Source organism: Streptomyces sp. NPDC088254, assembly GCF_044740925.1.
In the GTDB taxonomy this organism is placed as follows: domain Bacteria; phylum Actinomycetota; class Actinomycetes; order Streptomycetales; family Streptomycetaceae; genus Streptomyces.
On the sequence record NZ_JBIURQ010000009.1, the window covers coordinates 395,369 to 410,814 of the forward strand.

14 protein-coding genes and 1 riboswitch are annotated in these 15,446 nt (G+C 69.5%); of the genes, 3 read left to right on the forward strand and 11 right to left on the reverse strand.

The genetic code is table 11. The annotated features are described in order from the left end of the window. Positions 1–50: 50 nt before the first annotated feature. From ACIOC0_RS26850 to ACIOC0_RS26875, 6 genes are all read right to left on the reverse strand, one after another. Positions 51–1,427: an aminotransferase class V-fold PLP-dependent enzyme gene (locus tag ACIOC0_RS26850; RefSeq protein ID WP_402158145.1), complete on the reverse strand. Its 1,377-nt coding sequence runs from the start codon at positions 1,425–1,427 to the stop codon at positions 51–53. A 164-nt stretch (positions 1,428–1,591) separates the two neighbouring features. Further along, positions 1,592–1,708: riboswitch (SAM riboswitch) on the reverse strand. 126 nt (positions 1,709–1,834) lie between these two features. Beyond that, positions 1,835–2,899, reverse strand: coding sequence for an anthranilate phosphoribosyltransferase (gene trpD / locus ACIOC0_RS26855; protein ID WP_402158147.1), 1,065 nt, complete (start codon positions 2,897–2,899; stop codon positions 1,835–1,837). Between the two features lie 118 nt (positions 2,900–3,017). Continuing rightward, complete coding sequence (locus tag ACIOC0_RS26860; protein ID WP_402158148.1) at positions 3,018–4,640, reverse strand: cytochrome bc complex cytochrome b subunit; 1,623 nt, start codon at positions 4,638–4,640, stop codon at positions 3,018–3,020. Next, positions 4,637–5,695 (reverse strand): Rieske 2Fe-2S domain-containing protein, encoded by a 1,059-nt coding sequence (locus tag ACIOC0_RS26865; protein ID WP_402158150.1) that lies wholly within the window; start codon positions 5,693–5,695, stop codon positions 4,637–4,639. Before ACIOC0_RS26865 ends, ACIOC0_RS26860 begins: the two co-directional genes overlap by 4 nt. Continuing rightward, positions 5,692–6,504 carry a c-type cytochrome gene (locus tag ACIOC0_RS26870; protein ID WP_402158152.1) on the reverse strand — a complete coding sequence of 271 codons (813 nt, stop codon included), beginning with the start codon at positions 6,502–6,504 and terminating at the stop codon, positions 5,692–5,694. Before ACIOC0_RS26870 ends, ACIOC0_RS26865 begins: the two co-directional genes overlap by 4 nt. A 64-nt stretch (positions 6,505–6,568) precedes the next feature. Beyond that, entirely contained in the window at positions 6,569–7,189 is a 621-nt protein-coding gene (locus ACIOC0_RS26875) for a heme-copper oxidase subunit III (RefSeq protein ID WP_402158153.1), read from the reverse strand. A 179-nt stretch (positions 7,190–7,368) separates the two neighbouring features. On the opposite strand from ACIOC0_RS26875, the gene ACIOC0_RS26880 reads away from it, so the two are divergent. Continuing rightward, on the forward strand, positions 7,369–7,770 hold the full coding sequence (locus ACIOC0_RS26880; protein ID WP_130437155.1) for a hypothetical protein: 402 nt from the start codon (positions 7,369–7,371) through the stop codon (positions 7,768–7,770). A gap of 121 nt (positions 7,771–7,891) precedes the next feature. On the opposite strand, the gene ACIOC0_RS26885 is transcribed toward ACIOC0_RS26880, so the two are convergent. The 4 genes from ACIOC0_RS26885 to coxB all read right to left on the reverse strand — a co-directional run bounded on the left by ACIOC0_RS26885 (position 7,892) and on the right by coxB (position 12,411). Beyond that, positions 7,892–9,160 (reverse strand): Ig-like domain-containing protein, encoded by a 1,269-nt coding sequence (locus ACIOC0_RS26885; protein WP_402158154.1) that lies wholly within the window; start codon positions 9,158–9,160, stop codon positions 7,892–7,894. 163 nt (positions 9,161–9,323) lie between these two features. Beyond that, positions 9,324–9,722: a cytochrome c oxidase subunit 4 gene (locus ACIOC0_RS26890; RefSeq protein WP_130437153.1), complete on the reverse strand. Its 399-nt coding sequence runs from the start codon at positions 9,720–9,722 to the stop codon at positions 9,324–9,326. Next, positions 9,719–11,455 carry a cytochrome c oxidase subunit I gene (gene ctaD, locus ACIOC0_RS26895; RefSeq protein WP_402158156.1) on the reverse strand — a complete coding sequence of 579 codons (1,737 nt, stop codon included), beginning with the start codon at positions 11,453–11,455 and terminating at the stop codon, positions 9,719–9,721. The genes ACIOC0_RS26890 and ctaD overlap by 4 nt, the downstream gene beginning before the upstream one ends. After that, a complete protein-coding gene (coxB, locus tag ACIOC0_RS26900; RefSeq protein ID WP_402158158.1) occupies positions 11,452–12,411 on the reverse strand; it encodes a cytochrome c oxidase subunit II in 960 nt (319 codons plus the stop codon). Before coxB ends, ctaD begins: the two co-directional genes overlap by 4 nt. A 285-nt stretch (positions 12,412–12,696) precedes the next feature. On the opposite strand from coxB, the gene ACIOC0_RS26905 reads away from it, so the two are divergent. Continuing rightward, on the forward strand, positions 12,697–14,079 hold the full coding sequence (locus ACIOC0_RS26905; protein WP_402158159.1) for a cysteine desulfurase/sulfurtransferase TusA family protein: 1,383 nt from the start codon (positions 12,697–12,699) through the stop codon (positions 14,077–14,079). A gap of 6 nt (positions 14,080–14,085) precedes the next feature. Here ACIOC0_RS26905 and ACIOC0_RS26910 read toward each other — a convergent pair whose 3' ends face one another. Continuing rightward, positions 14,086–15,060, reverse strand: coding sequence for a carbohydrate kinase family protein (locus ACIOC0_RS26910; RefSeq protein WP_351093303.1), 975 nt, complete (start codon positions 15,058–15,060; stop codon positions 14,086–14,088). A 132-nt stretch (positions 15,061–15,192) separates the two neighbouring features. Between ACIOC0_RS26910 and ACIOC0_RS26915 the strand changes: the two genes are divergently transcribed. Beyond that, entirely contained in the window at positions 15,193–15,429 is a 237-nt protein-coding gene (locus ACIOC0_RS26915) for a hypothetical protein (protein ID WP_402158162.1), read from the forward strand. Positions 15,430–15,446: the final 17 nt, after the last annotated feature.

Sequence of the window (15,446 nt, forward strand, 5' to 3'; positions counted from 1 at the left end):
GTCGCGCAGTTCCCCGCGCCACCGGGGCGTTGCCCCTGACGTGGGCTGCCTCATACCGCCGGGACGCAGCGGCCGTCCTCGGTGCGGTATCGCCACTTCGCACCCTGCGTCACCAGTTCCCGCACCGCGTGGACGAAGCGGTTCACGTGCTCGTCCGGGGTGCCCGCGCCGAAGCTCACCCTGATGGCGTTGAGGGACTTCTCGCCCGGCGCCGCCTCGGGGGCCCCGCACTCGCCCTGGGTCTCGGGGGCCGTGCCCAGCAGGGTGCGGACCAGGGGGTGCGCGCAGAAGAGACCGTCGCGGACGCCGATGCCGTACTCGGCGGAGAGGGCGGCGGCGAAGTGGGAGCTGTTCCAGCCCTCGACGACGAAGGAGATCACGCCGACCCGCGGCGCGTCGTCGCCGAAGAGGGAGAGGATCCGGACCTCGGGGACGTCCGCGAGGCCCTCGCGGACCTCGGCGATCAGGTGCCGCTCGCGGGCGACCAGCGTGTCGAAGCCGGCCTCGGTGAGGGCCTTGCAGGCCGACGCGATGGAGTAGGCGCCGATGACGTTCGGGGAGCCGGCCTCGTGGCGGGCGGCGCTGTCGTGCCACTCCACGTCCACTCCCCCGTCCTCGCGCCGGGTGACCTTGCGGCTGGCGCCGCCGCCTGCGAGGTAGGGGTCGGCGGCCCGGAGCCAGTCGGCGCGGCCGGCCAGGACGCCTGAGCCGAACGGGGCGTACAGCTTGTGGCCGGAGAAGGCGACCCAGTCGACGTCCAGGTCACGGACGGACACCGGGTGGTGGGGAGCAAGCTGGGCGGCGTCCAGGACGATCCGGGCCCCGTGCGCGTGGGCGGTGGCGGCCAGCTCCCGTACGGGCCACAGCTCGCCGGTGACGTTGGAGGCGCCGGTGACGCAGACCAGGGCGGGGCCGTGGCCCCCCTCAATCGACACAGTACGGGCGGCGAGGGCGCGTTCCAGCGTCTGGACGGCCTGGTCCGGGGTGCGCGGGGCGTCGAGGTAGGTGACGCGGGCGTCCCGCCAGGGCAGCAGCGAGGCGTGGTGCTCCGTCTCGAAGACGAAGACCTGGCAGCCGGCGGGCAGGGCCGCGGCGAGCAGGTTCAGGGAGTCGGTGGTGGAGCGGGTGAAGACCAGCTGGTCGTCGGCGCGGCAGTCGAGGAACCCGGCGACCGTCCGGCGGGCGTTCTCGAACAGGTCGGTGGAGAGCTGGGAGAGGTAGCCGGCGCCGCGGTGGACGCTGCCGTAGTACGGCGCGTAGGCCGCCACGTCGTCCCAGACGCGCTGGAGGGCGGGGGCGCTGGCCGCGTAGTCGAGCGCCGCGTAGGCGACTTCGCCGCCCGTGACGAGCGGGACGGTGACGTCCCCGCCCAGAACGGGCAGCGGGGCACAAACCGACGGGGCGACGGCAGCGGTGGAGACGGACATGGCGGGACTCCCGTGAGAGACAGGCGGATTCACCACGCGAGCGGATACGGCTCAAGCGCGGGAAAGGGATGAAAAGGGTGTGCGGAGGCGGGGCTCTGCGGCCCTATCGCATTCGCTTGCTCACGGAAGGCTCCCTCGATGACCAGGATCCCTGGTGGAGGAGGGATCCGCGCTTGCCGCGGACCTCGCTGCCCACGGCCTGGTCTTCACCCGGGGCACCCCGCCACGGACGGAGGGTTGCCGGACAGTCGGCCGGGGCCTCATGACTGTCACTCATGACCTGCGAAGGAACGTACGCGATGGGTTCGCGGTCCCGCAACCCGTGTCCGGATCGCGGGACCGCGTCACGTCCGGCCAGTGCCGCGGCAGGCAACGTCGCGACGGGGCAAACGTTGCCTGCCGGGGCACTACGCGTTGCTCGCGGCCACCCAGCGCTCCAGCGCGCGCTTGGCCGCACCGGAGTCGACGGACTGCGCCGCCTTGTCCATGCCGGCGCGGAGCTGCTCGGCGAGCGGCGCGTCCGACGGGTCCAGCGCCACCAGGGCCGCCGCGGAGTTCAGCAGGACGGCGTCACGGACCGGGCCCGTCTCGCCGTCCAGCAGCCGGCGCGCGACCTCCGCGTTGTACGAGGGGTCGGCGCCGCGCAGCGCCTCCACCCCGACCAGCTCGATGCCGACGTCCCGCGGGTCGAAGGTCTCCTCGGTGACCTTGCCGTCGCGGACGACCCAGACCCGGGAGGTGGACGTCGTGGTCAGCTCGTCGAAGCCGTCGTCGCCGCGGAACACCAGTGAGGAGTTGCCGCGTTCGGCGAAGACGCCCGCGATGAGCGGGGCCATCCGCGGGTCGGCGACGCCCACCGCCTGCGCCTTCACCCTGGCCGGGTTGGTCAGCGGGCCGAGGGCGTTGAAGGTGGTGCGGATGCCCAACTGGCCGCGCGCGGCCGCCACATGACGCAGCGCCGGGTGGAACTTGATCGCGAAGCAGAAGGTGATCCCGGCCTCCTCGGCGACCTCGGCCACCCGCCGCGGGGTCAGTTCGAGATTGACGCCGAGCTTCTCCAGGACGTCGGAGGCGCCGGACGCGGAGGACGCCGCCCGGTTGCCGTGCTTGACGACCTTCGCCCCGGTGCCGGCGATGACGATCGACGACATCGTGGAGATGTTCACCGTCTTCGCGCCGTCGCCTCCGGTGCCGACGATGTCGACGGTTCGCCCGGGCACGTCGATGACGTTGGCGTGCGCGTACATCGTCCGGACGAGGCCGGTGATCTCCTGGACGGTCTCGCCCTTGGCGCGCAGCGCCACCGCGAACCCGGCGATCTGCGCGTCGGTGGCCTCGCCGCGCATGATCAGGTCCATCGCCCAGGCCGTGTCGTCCGCGGAGAGGTCGCGGCCCTCCAGCAGGCCGTTCAGCAGAGCGGGCCAGGAGCGGCCCGCCGCGGTGTCGCCTCCAGCGGGGGTCACAGCGCTCATAGGGCCGCTCCTGGGTGTCGTAGAAGAGTGCGGTCCCACCCTATCCAGCCGTGGGGAACCGAAGGGCCCCGTCCGAACAGCGGACGGGGCCCTTCAGTGTGGTGTGGCGACGCAGTGATCAGTGGTGGCCGTGGCCGCTCGTGATCTCCCGGTACTCCTCGACGGTCGGCTTGGCGATCTGGTTCTCCTCGCCGTAGTACGCCTTGCTCAGCTTGGCGCGGACCTTCTCGGAACGCTTCACCTTGCGCTCGACGCCGTTCTCGTCGACCGTGGGGCCGATCTCGGCGGGCTGGTACTGCTCGTGCGCGGTGAGCGTGTACAGGGCCTCCTGGCTGAGCGGCTCGTGCACCTCGATGAACTCACCGTGCGGCAGGCGCTTGATGGTGCCGGTCTCACGGCCGTGCAGCACCTTGTCCTTGTCGCGGCGCTGGAGGCCGAGGCAGATCCGCTTGGTGACCACGAAGGCCAGCACCGGTCCGGCGAAGAAGCCGATCCGGACGAACCAGGTGACCGCGTTGATCGACAGGTGGAAGTGGGTGGCGACGATGTCGTTGCCACCGCCGATCAGCATGATCATGTAGCCGGTGACCCAGGCGACGCCGAAGGCCGTGCGGGTCGGGGCGTTGCGCGGACGGTCCAGGATGTGGTGCTCGCGCTTGTCGCCGGTGACCCAGGACTCGATGAACGGGTACAGGGCGATCACACCGAGGAACAGACCGAAGAGCACCAGCGGGATGAACACGCCCAGGACCAGCGTGTGACCCCAGATGTTGATCTCCCAGCCCGGCATGGCGCGGATCAGGCCCTCGGCGAAGCCCATGTACCAGTCGGGCTGGGCGCCGGTGGACACCTGGTCCGGACGGTAGGGGCCGAGCACCCAGATCGGGTTGATGGACGCGATGCCGGCGATGGCCGCGATGACGCCGAAGACCAGGAAGAAGAAGCCTCCGGCCTTGGCCATGTAGACCGGCAGCAGCGGCATGCCGACGACGTTGTTGTTGGTGCGGCCGGGACCCGCGAACTGCGTGTGCTTGTGGTAGAAGACCAGGATCAGGTGGCCGACCACGAGCCCGAGCATGATGCCCGGCAGCAGCAGGATGTGGATCGAGTAGAACCGCGCGACGAAGTCGCCGCCCGGGAACTCCCCGCCGAACAGGAACATCGAGATGTACGTGCCGACGATCGGCATGGACAGGATCGCGCCCTGCGTGAAGCGGACACCGGTGCCGGAGAGCAGGTCGTCCGGGAGCGAGTAGCCGGTGAAACCGGTGAACATGCCCAGGACGAACAGCAGGAAGCCGAACAGCCAGTTGATCTCACGCGGCTTGCGGAACGCGCCGGTGAAGAAGACGCGCATCATGTGCACGAACATGCCGGCGAGGAAGATCACCGCGGCCCAGTGGTGGATCTGCCGGATCAGCAGACCACCGCGCACATCGAAGGAGATGTGCATGGTCGAGTTGAACGCCTCGGACATCAGCTGTCCCTGGAGGGGGACATAGGAGCCGTGGTACTCCACCTCGTTCATCGACGGGTGGAAGAACAGCGTCAGATACACACCCGTGAGGATGATGATGATGAAGCTGTAGAGGCAGATCTCGCCCAGCATGAAGGACCAGTGGTCCGGGAAGATCTTGCGCATGTTGGCCTTGGCCAGGGAGTAGATCCCCAGCCGACCGTCGGCCCAGTCGGCGACCCGCTCACCTGCGGGCGCCTTGCGGCGGTCGTCCTTGTTGCTCATCCGCGCTCCCAGAATGCAGGACCGACGGGCTCTTCGAAGTCGCCGAGCGCCTCGAGGTAGCCCTCGTCGTTCACACCGATGCGCAGCTGCGGCAGGGCGTGACCGGCCGGGCCGAAGATCACTCGGGCACCGTCGGACAGGTCGAAGGTGGACTGGTGGCAGGGGCACAGCACGTGGTGCGTCTGCTGCTCGTACAGGGAGATCGGGCAGCCCACGTGGGTGCAGATCTTCGAGTACGCCACGATGCCGTCGTGCGACCACTCGAGCTCGCGCTTGTCCTTGATGTTCTCCGGCTGGATGCGGACGATCATCAGGGCGGCCTTGGCGATCTCGTTCTGGAAGTCGTGGTCGGTCTCCTCCAGACCCTCCGGCTTGGCGAAGGTGAGGGAGCCGACCGCGACGTCCGAGGGACGCAGCGGCTCGTTGGTGTTCATGTTGACGAGCAGCTTGCCCTTGCCCCACAGCGTGTGGCGCAGCTTGTCCCCGGGCAGCGGGCCGAGGTCGCGCAGCAGCACGACGCCGGAGAGCGGGAACAGGGCCAGCGCGCCGAACATCGTGTTGCGGATCAGCTTGCGCCGGCCGAGCGCGGACTCCTTGGCGCCCTGCTTGAAGTCGGCCATGACCTTGGCCTTGACCTCGGGGCTCGCCTCGATCGGGTGACGCTCGTCGGCGACCTCCTCGTCCGACATCAGCGTGCGGGCCCAGTGGACCGCGCCGGCGCCGATGCTGAACAGGGCCGTGCCGAGGGTCAGGCCCAGCGCGAAGTTCATCGCGTTGATGTGACCGATCGGGAACACGAAGATCGACTTGTCGTGCGGGATCGTCACGTACGAGGCGATGAAGCCGACGGTGGCCAGCATGGACAGCGTGAACAGGAGGGCGACCGTACGCTCGGACCGCTTGGCGGCCCGCTCGTCGATGTCCTGGACACGGTGCTCGTGGGGCGGCAGCCCCGGGTCCGCGAACGGGTGCTGCTCGTCCGCGACGCTCACCGCGCCGTGGCGGGCGTCCTGCTCAGCGGGCAGGTTCTCTTCTGGAATGTCTTGGCTACTCATGACTTCTTGGCCTTTGCGGTCCGGGCGGCGACCCACACGGCGACGGCGATCAGTCCGCCGAGACCGAAGATCCAGCCGAACAGACCCTCGCTGACCGGCCCGAGGCCGCCCAGTTCGAGACCGCCGGGGCTCTCCGTCTCATCTCCGTTGACCGCGTTCAGGTACGCGATGATGTCCTTCTTGTTCTGCTCCGACAGCGTGGTGTCGGGGAAGGAGGGCATGTTCTGCGGGCCGGTCTGCATGGCCTCGTAGATGTGCTTCGGGTTCACGCCCTCGAGCGAGGGGGCGTACTTGCCCCGGGTCAGGGCGCCGCCCTTGCCGGTGAAGTTGTGGCACTGCGCGCAGTTGGTGCGGAACAGTTCACCGCCCTTGGCGATGTCCGCGCCCTCCGGACCGTACTCGGCCTCGGTCGGGACGGACGGGCCGGCGCCGAGCGAGGCGATGTACGCGGCCAGCTGGTCGATCTGGGCCTGCGTGTAGACGGCCTTCTTCTTCGGCACCTGGGCGCCCTGGGAGGTCGCCGCGGGCATACGGCCGGTGCCGACCTGGAAGTCGACGGCGGCGGCGCCCACGCCCACGAGGCTCGGACCGTCGGAGGTGCCCTGACCGCCGGTGCCGTGGCAGCTGGCGCAGCCTACGGCGTAGAGCTTCTTGCCCTCCTCGATGGCGAGGGACTGGGCGGTTTCATCTGCCTGCGCCTTGCTCGCGGGTGCGAACGCGGCGTACAGCCCCCCGGTGCATGCCAGCGCGAGGAGTAGGACGACGAGCGCCGCCAGCGGATGGCGTCGTCGTGCGGAGAGCTTTTTCACGGATTACCCCGGTGTCAGGATCTTCTGCGTCGATGCTTCTGGAATGTGCGGGTGCGGGCCCCGGCTACTTGATCATGTAGATCGTGGCGAAGAGGCCGATCCAGACGACGTCGACGAAGTGCCAGTAGTAGGACACGACGATCGCGGCGGTCGCCTGCTCGTGGGTGAACCTCCTGGCCGCATAGGTGCGTCCGAGGACCAGCAGGAAGGCGATGAGACCGCCCGTCACGTGCAGGCCGTGGAAGCCGGTGGTCAGGTAGAAGACCGAGCCGTAGGGGTTGGACGAGAGCGAGAGGCCCTCGTGCTTGACCAGCTCGGTGTACTCGTACACCTGACCGCCGATGAAGATCGCACCCATGATGAAGGTGACGATGAACCAGCCCCGGAGCTTCTTCACGTCACCGCGCTCGGCGGCGAACACGCCGAGCTGGCAGGTGAGCGAGGAGAGCACCAGGATCGTGGTGTTCGTCGCCGAGAACGGGAAGTTCAGGGCTGCGGCCTGTTCCTTCCAGAACTCTGGACCCGTCACCGATCGCAGGGTGAAGTACATCGCGAAGAGGGCCGCGAAGAACATCAGCTCGGAGCTCAGCCAGATGATGGTTCCGACGCTGGTGAGGTTCGGCCGGTTGACCGACGGGTGCGCGTGCCCGGTATCTACTGTCGTTGCTGTCGCCACGACCGACATTATGTCGGTCGCTTATCTCGCCCTCACTCCCGGGGGTGCCGTTCGGAGTGTCCGTACCGTGTGGAGTGCCCGGATGGCCCACCACGGGGGTGTTCCGACAGGTGTTGACGTGGTCTTCAGGGGAGTAGCATCCGCCCCATCGGTACCCGGAAGTTCCACTCCAATGACGCGGAGGAACCATGCAGGCGACCGCCACGGTGCTGGTCTACAGCGACGACGCCCGGACCAGGGAGCAGGTGCGGCTGGCGACCGGACGGCGGCCCGCGCCGGACTCCCCCGTCGTGGAGTTCATCGAGTGCGCGACGCACGCGGCGGTGCTGAAGGAACTGGACGCGGGCGGGGTCGACGTCGTGGTCCTGGACGGGGAGGCCGTGCCCATGGGGGGCATGGGGCTGTGCCGGCAGATCAAGGACGAGGTGTTCCGGTGCCCGCCGGTGCTGCTGCTCATCGGGCGGCCGCAGGACGCCTGGCTGGCCACCTGGAGCCGGGCGGAGGCGGCGGTGACGCTGCCGGTGGACCCGGTGGAGTTCGCGGCGGCGCTGGCCGCCCTGCTGCGCGAGAAGCGGCTGCAGAGCGCCTGAGGGGGCGCTGAGCGGCCCGAGCGGCTTTGGGTGGCTGTGGGATGCTCTCGGCGGCTCCGAGATGCCCTGAGCTGCTCCGGGTGCCTTCCGTCCGGCCGGCCCTGGGCGGCTTCGAGGCCGTCTAGACGGCCGTCGGGCGCAGGCGGGTGGTGTCGGGCTGCGTCTTGTGCGCGTCGGCCGTCAACGCGCTGCCCTCGGTCCACTTCTTCCAGTCGACGTTCCAGTCCCCGAAGCCGTTGCCGAAGGTCTCCATCGTGCGGCCGTTGCTGTTGACGACCTGCACCACGTCGCCCTGGCGGACGTGGTCGAAGAACCAGGCGGCGTTGGCGGTGCTCATGCCGGTGCAGCCGTGGCTGACGTTGGCGTACCCCTGGGAGCCCACCGACCACGGGGCGGCGTGCACGTACTCGCCGCTCCAGGTGACGCGGGTGGCGTAGTAGACGGGCAGGTCGTACGAGTCCGAGGATCCCTCGGGGATGCCGATGCTGGTGCCGCGCATCCGGACGAAGTACTCCTTGCCCAGGACGACCTTGATCCCGTTGCGGGTCTCGAAGCCGGGCTTGCCGGTGGTGACCGGGAGCCGCTTGACCTCCTCGCCGTTCTTGGTGAGCGTCAGCGTGTGCGACGCGGCGTCGGTGAGGGCGATGACGCGGTCACCGATGGTGAGTGAGAGGTCCTTGCCGGCTCCGCCCCAGAGGCGGTCGCCGATCTTGATGCCGTCCAGGTTGCTGTGCACCCGGATCGTGGCGTGGGCGGGCCAGTACTCCTGCGGGCGGTAGTGGAGCTGCTTGTCGTCGACCCAGTGCCAGCCGCCCTGGACGGCGGGCTGCGACTCGACCTTGAGGGCCCGTTCCACGAGGGCGCGCTGCGCGGGGTCCTTGACGGGCTGGCTCAGTTCCGCGGTGAGGGGCTGGCCGACGCCGTAGGTGCCGGCCTGCGGGCCGAAGGCCACCGTCAGGCGCTTCTTGTCGGCGGGCTTGCCGGTGACGAAGGACAGGACGCGGCGGCCGGGGGCGCCGTCCTCGTCCTCGGTGCTGACGCGGACCGTGTAGCGGGCGTCGGCGGCGAGCGGCTCGGTGCTGTGCCAGCGGGCGCCGTCGGCGGACAGCTCGCCGGCTATGTAGCGGCCGGTCGCGTCGAGGGCGGTGACGTCCGTTATACGGCCGTCCGCGGCCCGCGCGGTGATCTCCAGGGGCTTGTCCGGGTCGGCCTTCTCGGCCTCGCGGGTGGGCCCGTTGAAGGCGATCTGGTCCGTGGCGTCGTAGGGGCGCGCGGCCAGGGGGTTGTCGTCCTGGCCGCAGGCGACGGCGCCCTCGGCCAGGGCGATCACCAGCAGGGTGCAGCCGACGACGGTACGGGGGTGGGGGCGGGGGCGGGGTGCATGGCTCATGTGGATCACGCTAGGAAGCCGTGTCAACGGCGGCGCGCTGAGAGACACGCACGGGTGACACTCGTTGCGGCGAACGCAGGAGCCCGGACGCTCCTTGCGGAGTGTCCGGGCTCTGCCGCGTTCAGCGGCCGGTGCGGTGCCTCATGCCGGGCGCCGCCGGGTGTCACTGCGTGCGGTTCTCACCGCGGTAGTACTCGAACACCCAGCCGAACAGGCCGACGAGGATCACGGGTGCCGCGAAGTACAGCAGCCACCAGCCGACCGCGACCCCCAGGAAGGCGAGGGCGCCGCCGATGGCCAGGGACAGCGGCTGCCAGCTGTGCGGGCTGAAGAAGCCCAGCTCGCCGGCGTCGTCCGCGACGTCCGCCTCCTTGTTGTCCTGGGCGCCGGTGTCGACCCGTCGGGCGGTGAAGCCCAGGTAGAAGCCGACCATGATGCACAGGCCGAAGGCCAGGAAGAGGGCCGTGGTGCCGGCCGGCTCCTTCGACCACACGCCATAGACGACCGCCATGGCGAGGACGAAGACGCTCAGCCAGATGAACATCTTGCCCTGGATCTTCACTTGCCGGCCTCCTTGCTGCCCGCGATGGCGCCGGTGCCGTGGTCGGCGTACTCCAGCTGCTCGAGCGCGGCGATCTCCGGGTGGTGCAGGTCGAACGCCGGGGATTCGCTGCGGATCCGCGGCAGGGTGAGGAAGTTGTGCCGCGGCGGCGGGCAGGAGGTCGCCCACTCGAGGGAGCGGCCGTAGCCCCACGGGTCGTCCACGCCGACCGGCTTGCCGTACTTGGCCGTCTTCCACACGTTGTAGAGGAACGGCAGGATCGACAGGCCGAGCACGAACGAGGCGATCGTCGAGATCGTGTTCAGGGCGGTGAAGCCGTCGGCCGCCAGGTAGTCGGCGTACCGGCGGGGCATGCCCTCGGCGCCCAGCCAGTGCTGGACCAGGAACGTGCCGTGGAAGCCGACGAACAGCGTCCAGAAGGTGATCTTGCCGAGGCGCTCGTCCAGCATCTTGCCGGTCCACTTCGGCCACCAGAAGTGGAAGCCGGAGAACATCGCGAAGACGACGGTGCCGAAGACGACGTAGTGGAAGTGCGCCACCACGAAGTACGAGTCGGAGACGTGGAAGTCCATCGGCGGCGAGGCCAGGATGACACCGGTCAGACCACCGAAGGTGAAGGTGATCAGGAAGCCGGTGGCCCAGAGCATCGGCGTCTCGAAGGACAGGCTGCCCTTCCACATCGTGCCGATCCAGTTGAAGAACTTCACGCCGGTCGGGACGGCGATGAGGAACGTCATGAAGGAGAAGAACGGCAGCAGCACACCGCCGGTGACGTACATGTGGTGCGCCCACACGGTCACGGACAGGCCGGCGATGGAGATCGTCGCGGCGATCAGGCCCATGTAGCCGAACATCGGCTTACGGGAGAAGACCGGGATGACCTCGGAGATGATGCCGAAGAACGGCAGGGCGATGATGTACACCTCTGGGTGTCCGAAGAACCAGAAGAGGTGTTGCCACAGCAGGGCGCCGCCGTTGGCCGCGTCGAAGACGTGGGCGCCGAACTTGCGGTCCGCCTCCAGGGCGAACAGCGCAGCCGCCAGCACCGGGAAGGCCAGCAGGACCAGGACACCGGTCAGCAGGACGTTCCAGGTGAAGATCGGCATACGGAACATCGTCATGCCGGGGGCGCGCATGCAGATGATCGTGGTGATGAAGTTGACCGAGCCGAGGATCGTGCCGAAGCCGGAGAAGGCCAGACCCATGATCCACATGTCGGCGCCGATGCCGGGGCTGCGGATCGCGTCCGACAGCGGGGCGTAGGCGAACCAGCCGAAGTCGGCGGCGCCGTTCGGCGTGAGGAAGCCGGCGACGGCGATCAGCGAGCCGAACAGGTACAGCCAGTAGGCGAACATGTTCAGCCGTGGGAACGCCACGTCGGGCGCGCCGATCTGCAGCGGCATGATCCAGTTCGCGAAGCCGGCGAACAGCGGCGTCGCGAACATCAGCAGCATGATCGTGCCGTGCATCGTGAACGCCTGGTTGAACTGCTCGTTCGACATGATCTGCAGGCCCGGACGGGCCAGCTCGGCGCGCATGAGGAGAGCCATGGCGCCGCCGATGATGAAGAACGCGAACGACGTGGCCAGGTACAGCGTGCCGATCGTCTTGTGGTCGGTCGTGGTCAGCCACTTGACGACCACTTCACCGCGACGCTGGCGCCGGACCGGCAGCTCGTCCTGGTAGTGGGACCCCGCTGCCGCGGCACCCTGGGGTTCGTTGAGGATGCTCACAGGATGTTCGACTCCCGTTCCTTCTCGTGGCTCGTCTGCTCGATGCCAGCCGGAACGTAACCGGTCTGCCCCTTCTTCACGAGGTCCTTGAGGTGCTGCTCGTAGCGCTCGGGGGAGACGACCTTCACGTTGAACAGCATCCTGGAGTGGTCGACGCCGCAGAGCTCGGCGCACTTGCCCAGGAAGGTGCCCTCCCGGTTGGGGGTCACCTGGAAGGCGTTGGTGTGGCCCGGGATGACGTCCTGCTTCATCAGGAACGGCACCACCCAGAAGGAGTGGATGACGTCCCGCGAGGTGAGGACGAAGCGGACCGTCTTGCCCTCGGGGAGCCAGAGGGTCGGCCCGGGGTTGTTGGTCTGCGGGTTCCGCTCACCGGGGGTGCCGCAGGTGTAGACGCCGCCCGCGTCGGCCGGGAAGTCCTTCTTGTACCTGTCCGGGATCGCGGCCAGGTTCTCGTCGGTCTTCGCGTCACCGGTGGAACCGTCGACGTTCTGGATGTAGTTGAAGCACCAGCTCCACTGGAAGCCGACCACGTTGACCGTGACGTCGGGCTTCTCCTCCAGGCTGAGGAGCTTGGACTCGTCCCGGGCCGTGAAGTAGAACAGCACCGAGACGATGATGATCGGGACCACCGTGTACAAGGCCTCGATGGGCATGTTGTAACGGGTCTGCGGAGGTACCTCGACCTTCGTGCGGCTGCGCCGGTGGAAGATCGCACTCCACAGGATCAGGCCCCACACCAGCACGCCGACGGCGAGCGCGGCCGCCCACGATCCCTGCCACAGGGAGAGGATCCGCGGAGCCTCTTCCGTGGTCGGGGTGGGCATGCCAAGGCGGGGGAAGTCCTTCCATGTGCAACCGGTTGCGGTCGCAAGGACCAGGCCCGCGGTCAGTGCCTGCAGCAGCTTCCGCCGCATCGGGCGCCGCGGCGAGCGGTCGGAGCCGTTGGGACTCACGTAGCGCCTTCCCGAGAGTCTCGCCCGCGCGGTTGGCTGCGGCCTTCTCGCTGGTCGGTCGCCGCCCTGCGTCGGGCAGGGGTTTGGATGTTTATGCGGACCAAACCCTAGCCGACGCCCTCCGGGGGTTCGCGGGGAGGGTGGCATACGCGCCGGGGGCGACCCCGAAGGGGTGGGGACAGGCGCCTGACAGCCCGGGAATCGCGGCTTGTTCGGCGTGTGCGGGCCCGGTGGTGGTTGATCGCGCAGTTCCCCGCGCCCCTTCGGGACGCTTAGCGTTGACGTGTGGCCTACTTCGACGCTGGTTCCGCTGTTCCCCTTCATCCCGTTGCCCGGCAGGGGCTGTTGGCTGCTTTGGATGAAGGGTGGGCTGATCCTTCGCGGTTGTATCGGGAGGGGCGGCGGGCTCGGTTGCTGCTCGACGCCGCTCGGGAGGCGGCGGCCGAGGCGGTGGGCTGCCGGGCGGACGAGTTGGTGTTCACGTCGTCCGGGACGCAGGCCGTGCACAGCGGTGTCGCGGGGGCGCTGGCGGGACGGCGGCGGGTCGGACGCCACCTGATCGTGTCAGCCGTCGAACACTCCTCGGTACTGCATTCGGCGGAGGCGTTCGAGGCGGACGGCGGTTCGGTGACCCGGGTTCCGGTGGAGCGGTCGGGGGCGGTGACCGTGGGGTCGTACCGGGAGGCGCTGCGTTCCGACACGGCGCTGGCCTGCCTTCAGTCGGCCAATCACGAGGTGGGGACCGAGCAGCCGGTGGCCGAGGTGGCCGAGGTGTGCCGGGCGGCGGGGGTGCCGTTGCTGGTGGACGCGGCGCAGTCGCTCGGGTGGGGGCCGGTGCCGGGCCCCTGGTCGCTGCTGACGGCGAGCGCGCACAAGTGGGGCGGGCCGCCCGGGGTGGGGCTGCTGGCGGTGCGCAAGGGGGTGCGGTTCGTGGCCCGGGGGCCGGTGGACGAGCGGGAGTCGGGGCGGGCGGCCGGGTTCGGGAATCTTCCGGCGATCGTCGCCGCGGCGGCCTCGCTGCGGGCGGTGCGGGCGGAGGCGGTGGCCGAGGCGGCCCGGCTGCGGGAGCTGACGGAGCGGATCCGGGCCCGGGTGCCGCGACTGGTGCCCGATGTGGAGGTGGTCGGGGATCCGGAGCGCCGGCTGCCCGGGACCGTCACGTTCTCGTGCCTCTACGTGGACGGGGAGGCGCTGCTGCACGGGCTGGACCGGGAGGGGTTCTCGGTGTCGTCCGGGTCGTCGTGCACCAGCAGCACGCTGACGCCCAGCCATGTGCTGAGGGCGATGGGGGTGCTGAGCGAGGGGAACGTGCGGGTGTCGCTGCCAGCGGGGACAGCGGAGGAGGACGTGGAGCGGTTCCTCGCCGTGCTGCCGGGGGTGGTGGCGGAGGTGCGGGAGAAGCTGGGGGCGCCGTCGGCGACCGCCGCCGCCGGCGTCGGGCGGGGGGAACTGGTCGTGGACGCGCTCGGGAAGCGCTGCCCGGTCCCCGTCATCGAACTGGCGAAGGCCTTCGGGGGCGTGCCGGTCGGCGGGACGGTGCGCGTCCTGTCCGACGACGAGGCGGCCCGGCTGGACATCCCGGCCTGGTGCGAGATGCGGGGCCAGGAGTACGCGGGCGAGGAGCCGGCGGACCGGGGTACGGCATACCTGGTCCGCCGGGTCTCCTGAAGTGTCCTAGCCGAGGTGCTTGCGGACCTCTGCCGCCGCCTCGTCGCCGTAGGCCGTGGCGAAGCGGTCCATGAAGTGGCCGCGGCGCAGCTGGTACTCCTGGGTGCCGACGGTCTCGATGACGAGGGTGGCGAGCATGCAGCCGATCTGGGCGGCGCGCTCCAGGGAGACGTTCCAGGCCAGGCCGGAGAGGAAGCCGGCGCGGAAGGCGTCGCCGACGCCGGTCGGGTCGGCCTTGCGGTCCTCGGCGGGGCAGCCGACCTCGATCGGGGTCTCGCCGGCCCGCTCGACGCGGACACCGCGCGAGCCGAGGGTGGTGACACGGTGGCCCACCCTGGCGAGGATCTCCTCGTCGCTCCAGCCGGTCTTGGACTCGATGAGGCCCTTCTCGTACTCGTTGGAGAACAGGTACGTCGCGCCGTCCAGCAGTATCCGGATCTCTTCGCCGTTCATACGGGCGATCTGCTGGGAGAAGTCGGCGGCGAAGGGGATCGAGCGGGCGCGGCACTCCTCGGTGTGGCGGAGCATCGCCTCCGGGTCGTCGGCGCCGATCAGCACCAGGTCAAGACCGCCCACGCGGTCGGCGACCGTCTTGAGCTCGATGAGGCGGGCCTCGCTCATCGCGCCGGTGTAGAACGAGCCGATCTGGTTGTGGTCGGCGTCGGTGGTGCACACGAAGCGGGCGGTGTGCAGGGTCTCGGAGATGCGGACCGACTCGGTGTCGACGCCGTGCCGGTCGAGCCAGGCCCGGTAGTCGTCGAAGTCGGAGCCGGCGGCGCCGACCAGGACCGGCTCGGTGCCGAGCTGGCCCATGCCGAAGGCGATGTTCGCGCCGACCCCGCCGCGCCGTACGTCCAGCTGGTCGACCAGGAAGGAGAGCGAGACCGTGTGGAGCTGGTCCGCGACGAGCTGGTCGGCGAAGCGGCCGGGGAACGTCATGAGATGGTCGGTTGCGATGGAGCCGGTGACTGCGATGCGCACGGCGTGGACTCTCCTGTGTGGGGAGCGGGATTGACAGTTCACGCTACCCGGTCGACCGCCGTCGTCGAAGCCTGAGAAACTACCCGATAGTAGATCTTTCTTCGCTCGCACCCCCGTGCGTACGGTGCCGCTATGACGAACCTCAAGGCGTACGCGCCCGCTCCGGCGCCCTCTTCCACCGCCGGTCTCGCCGGCGACCTGGACGGCGGCCTGGCCTCGCTGCGGGGCGACTGCGCGCGGATGACGCCGCACTGGGCGGCCCCGGAGCGGAGCGCCTCCCGGCCGGTTCCGCTCTCCCTGCTGCACGGGGTGACCGTACCGGCCACGTCGGCCCGGCTCCTTGAGGCCATGCCCGAGTACGGGAACTGAGACCGCCCCCGGCCTTC

Coding starts and splice junctions, on each gene's coding strand:
- ACIOC0_RS26860 (WP_402158148.1), bottom strand. CDS start 4,640: ATGAGCAACAAGGACGACCGCCGCAAGGCGCCCGCAGGTGAGCGGGTC.
- ACIOC0_RS26875 (WP_402158153.1), bottom strand. CDS start 7,189: ATGTCGGTCGTGGCGACAGCAACGACAGTAGATACCGGGCACGCGCAC.
- trpD (WP_402158147.1), bottom strand. CDS start 2,899: ATGAGCGCTGTGACCCCCGCTGGAGGCGACACCGCGGCGGGCCGCTCC.
- ACIOC0_RS26915 (WP_402158162.1), top strand. CDS start 15,193: ATGACGAACCTCAAGGCGTACGCGCCCGCTCCGGCGCCCTCTTCCACC.
- ACIOC0_RS26850 (WP_402158145.1), bottom strand. CDS start 1,427: ATGTCCGTCTCCACCGCTGCCGTCGCCCCGTCGGTTTGTGCCCCGCTG.
- ACIOC0_RS26880 (WP_130437155.1), top strand. CDS start 7,369: ATGCAGGCGACCGCCACGGTGCTGGTCTACAGCGACGACGCCCGGACC.
- ACIOC0_RS26865 (WP_402158150.1), bottom strand. CDS start 5,695: ATGAGTAGCCAAGACATTCCAGAAGAGAACCTGCCCGCTGAGCAGGAC.
- ACIOC0_RS26885 (WP_402158154.1), bottom strand. CDS start 9,160: ATGAGCCATGCACCCCGCCCCCGCCCCCACCCCCGTACCGTCGTCGGC.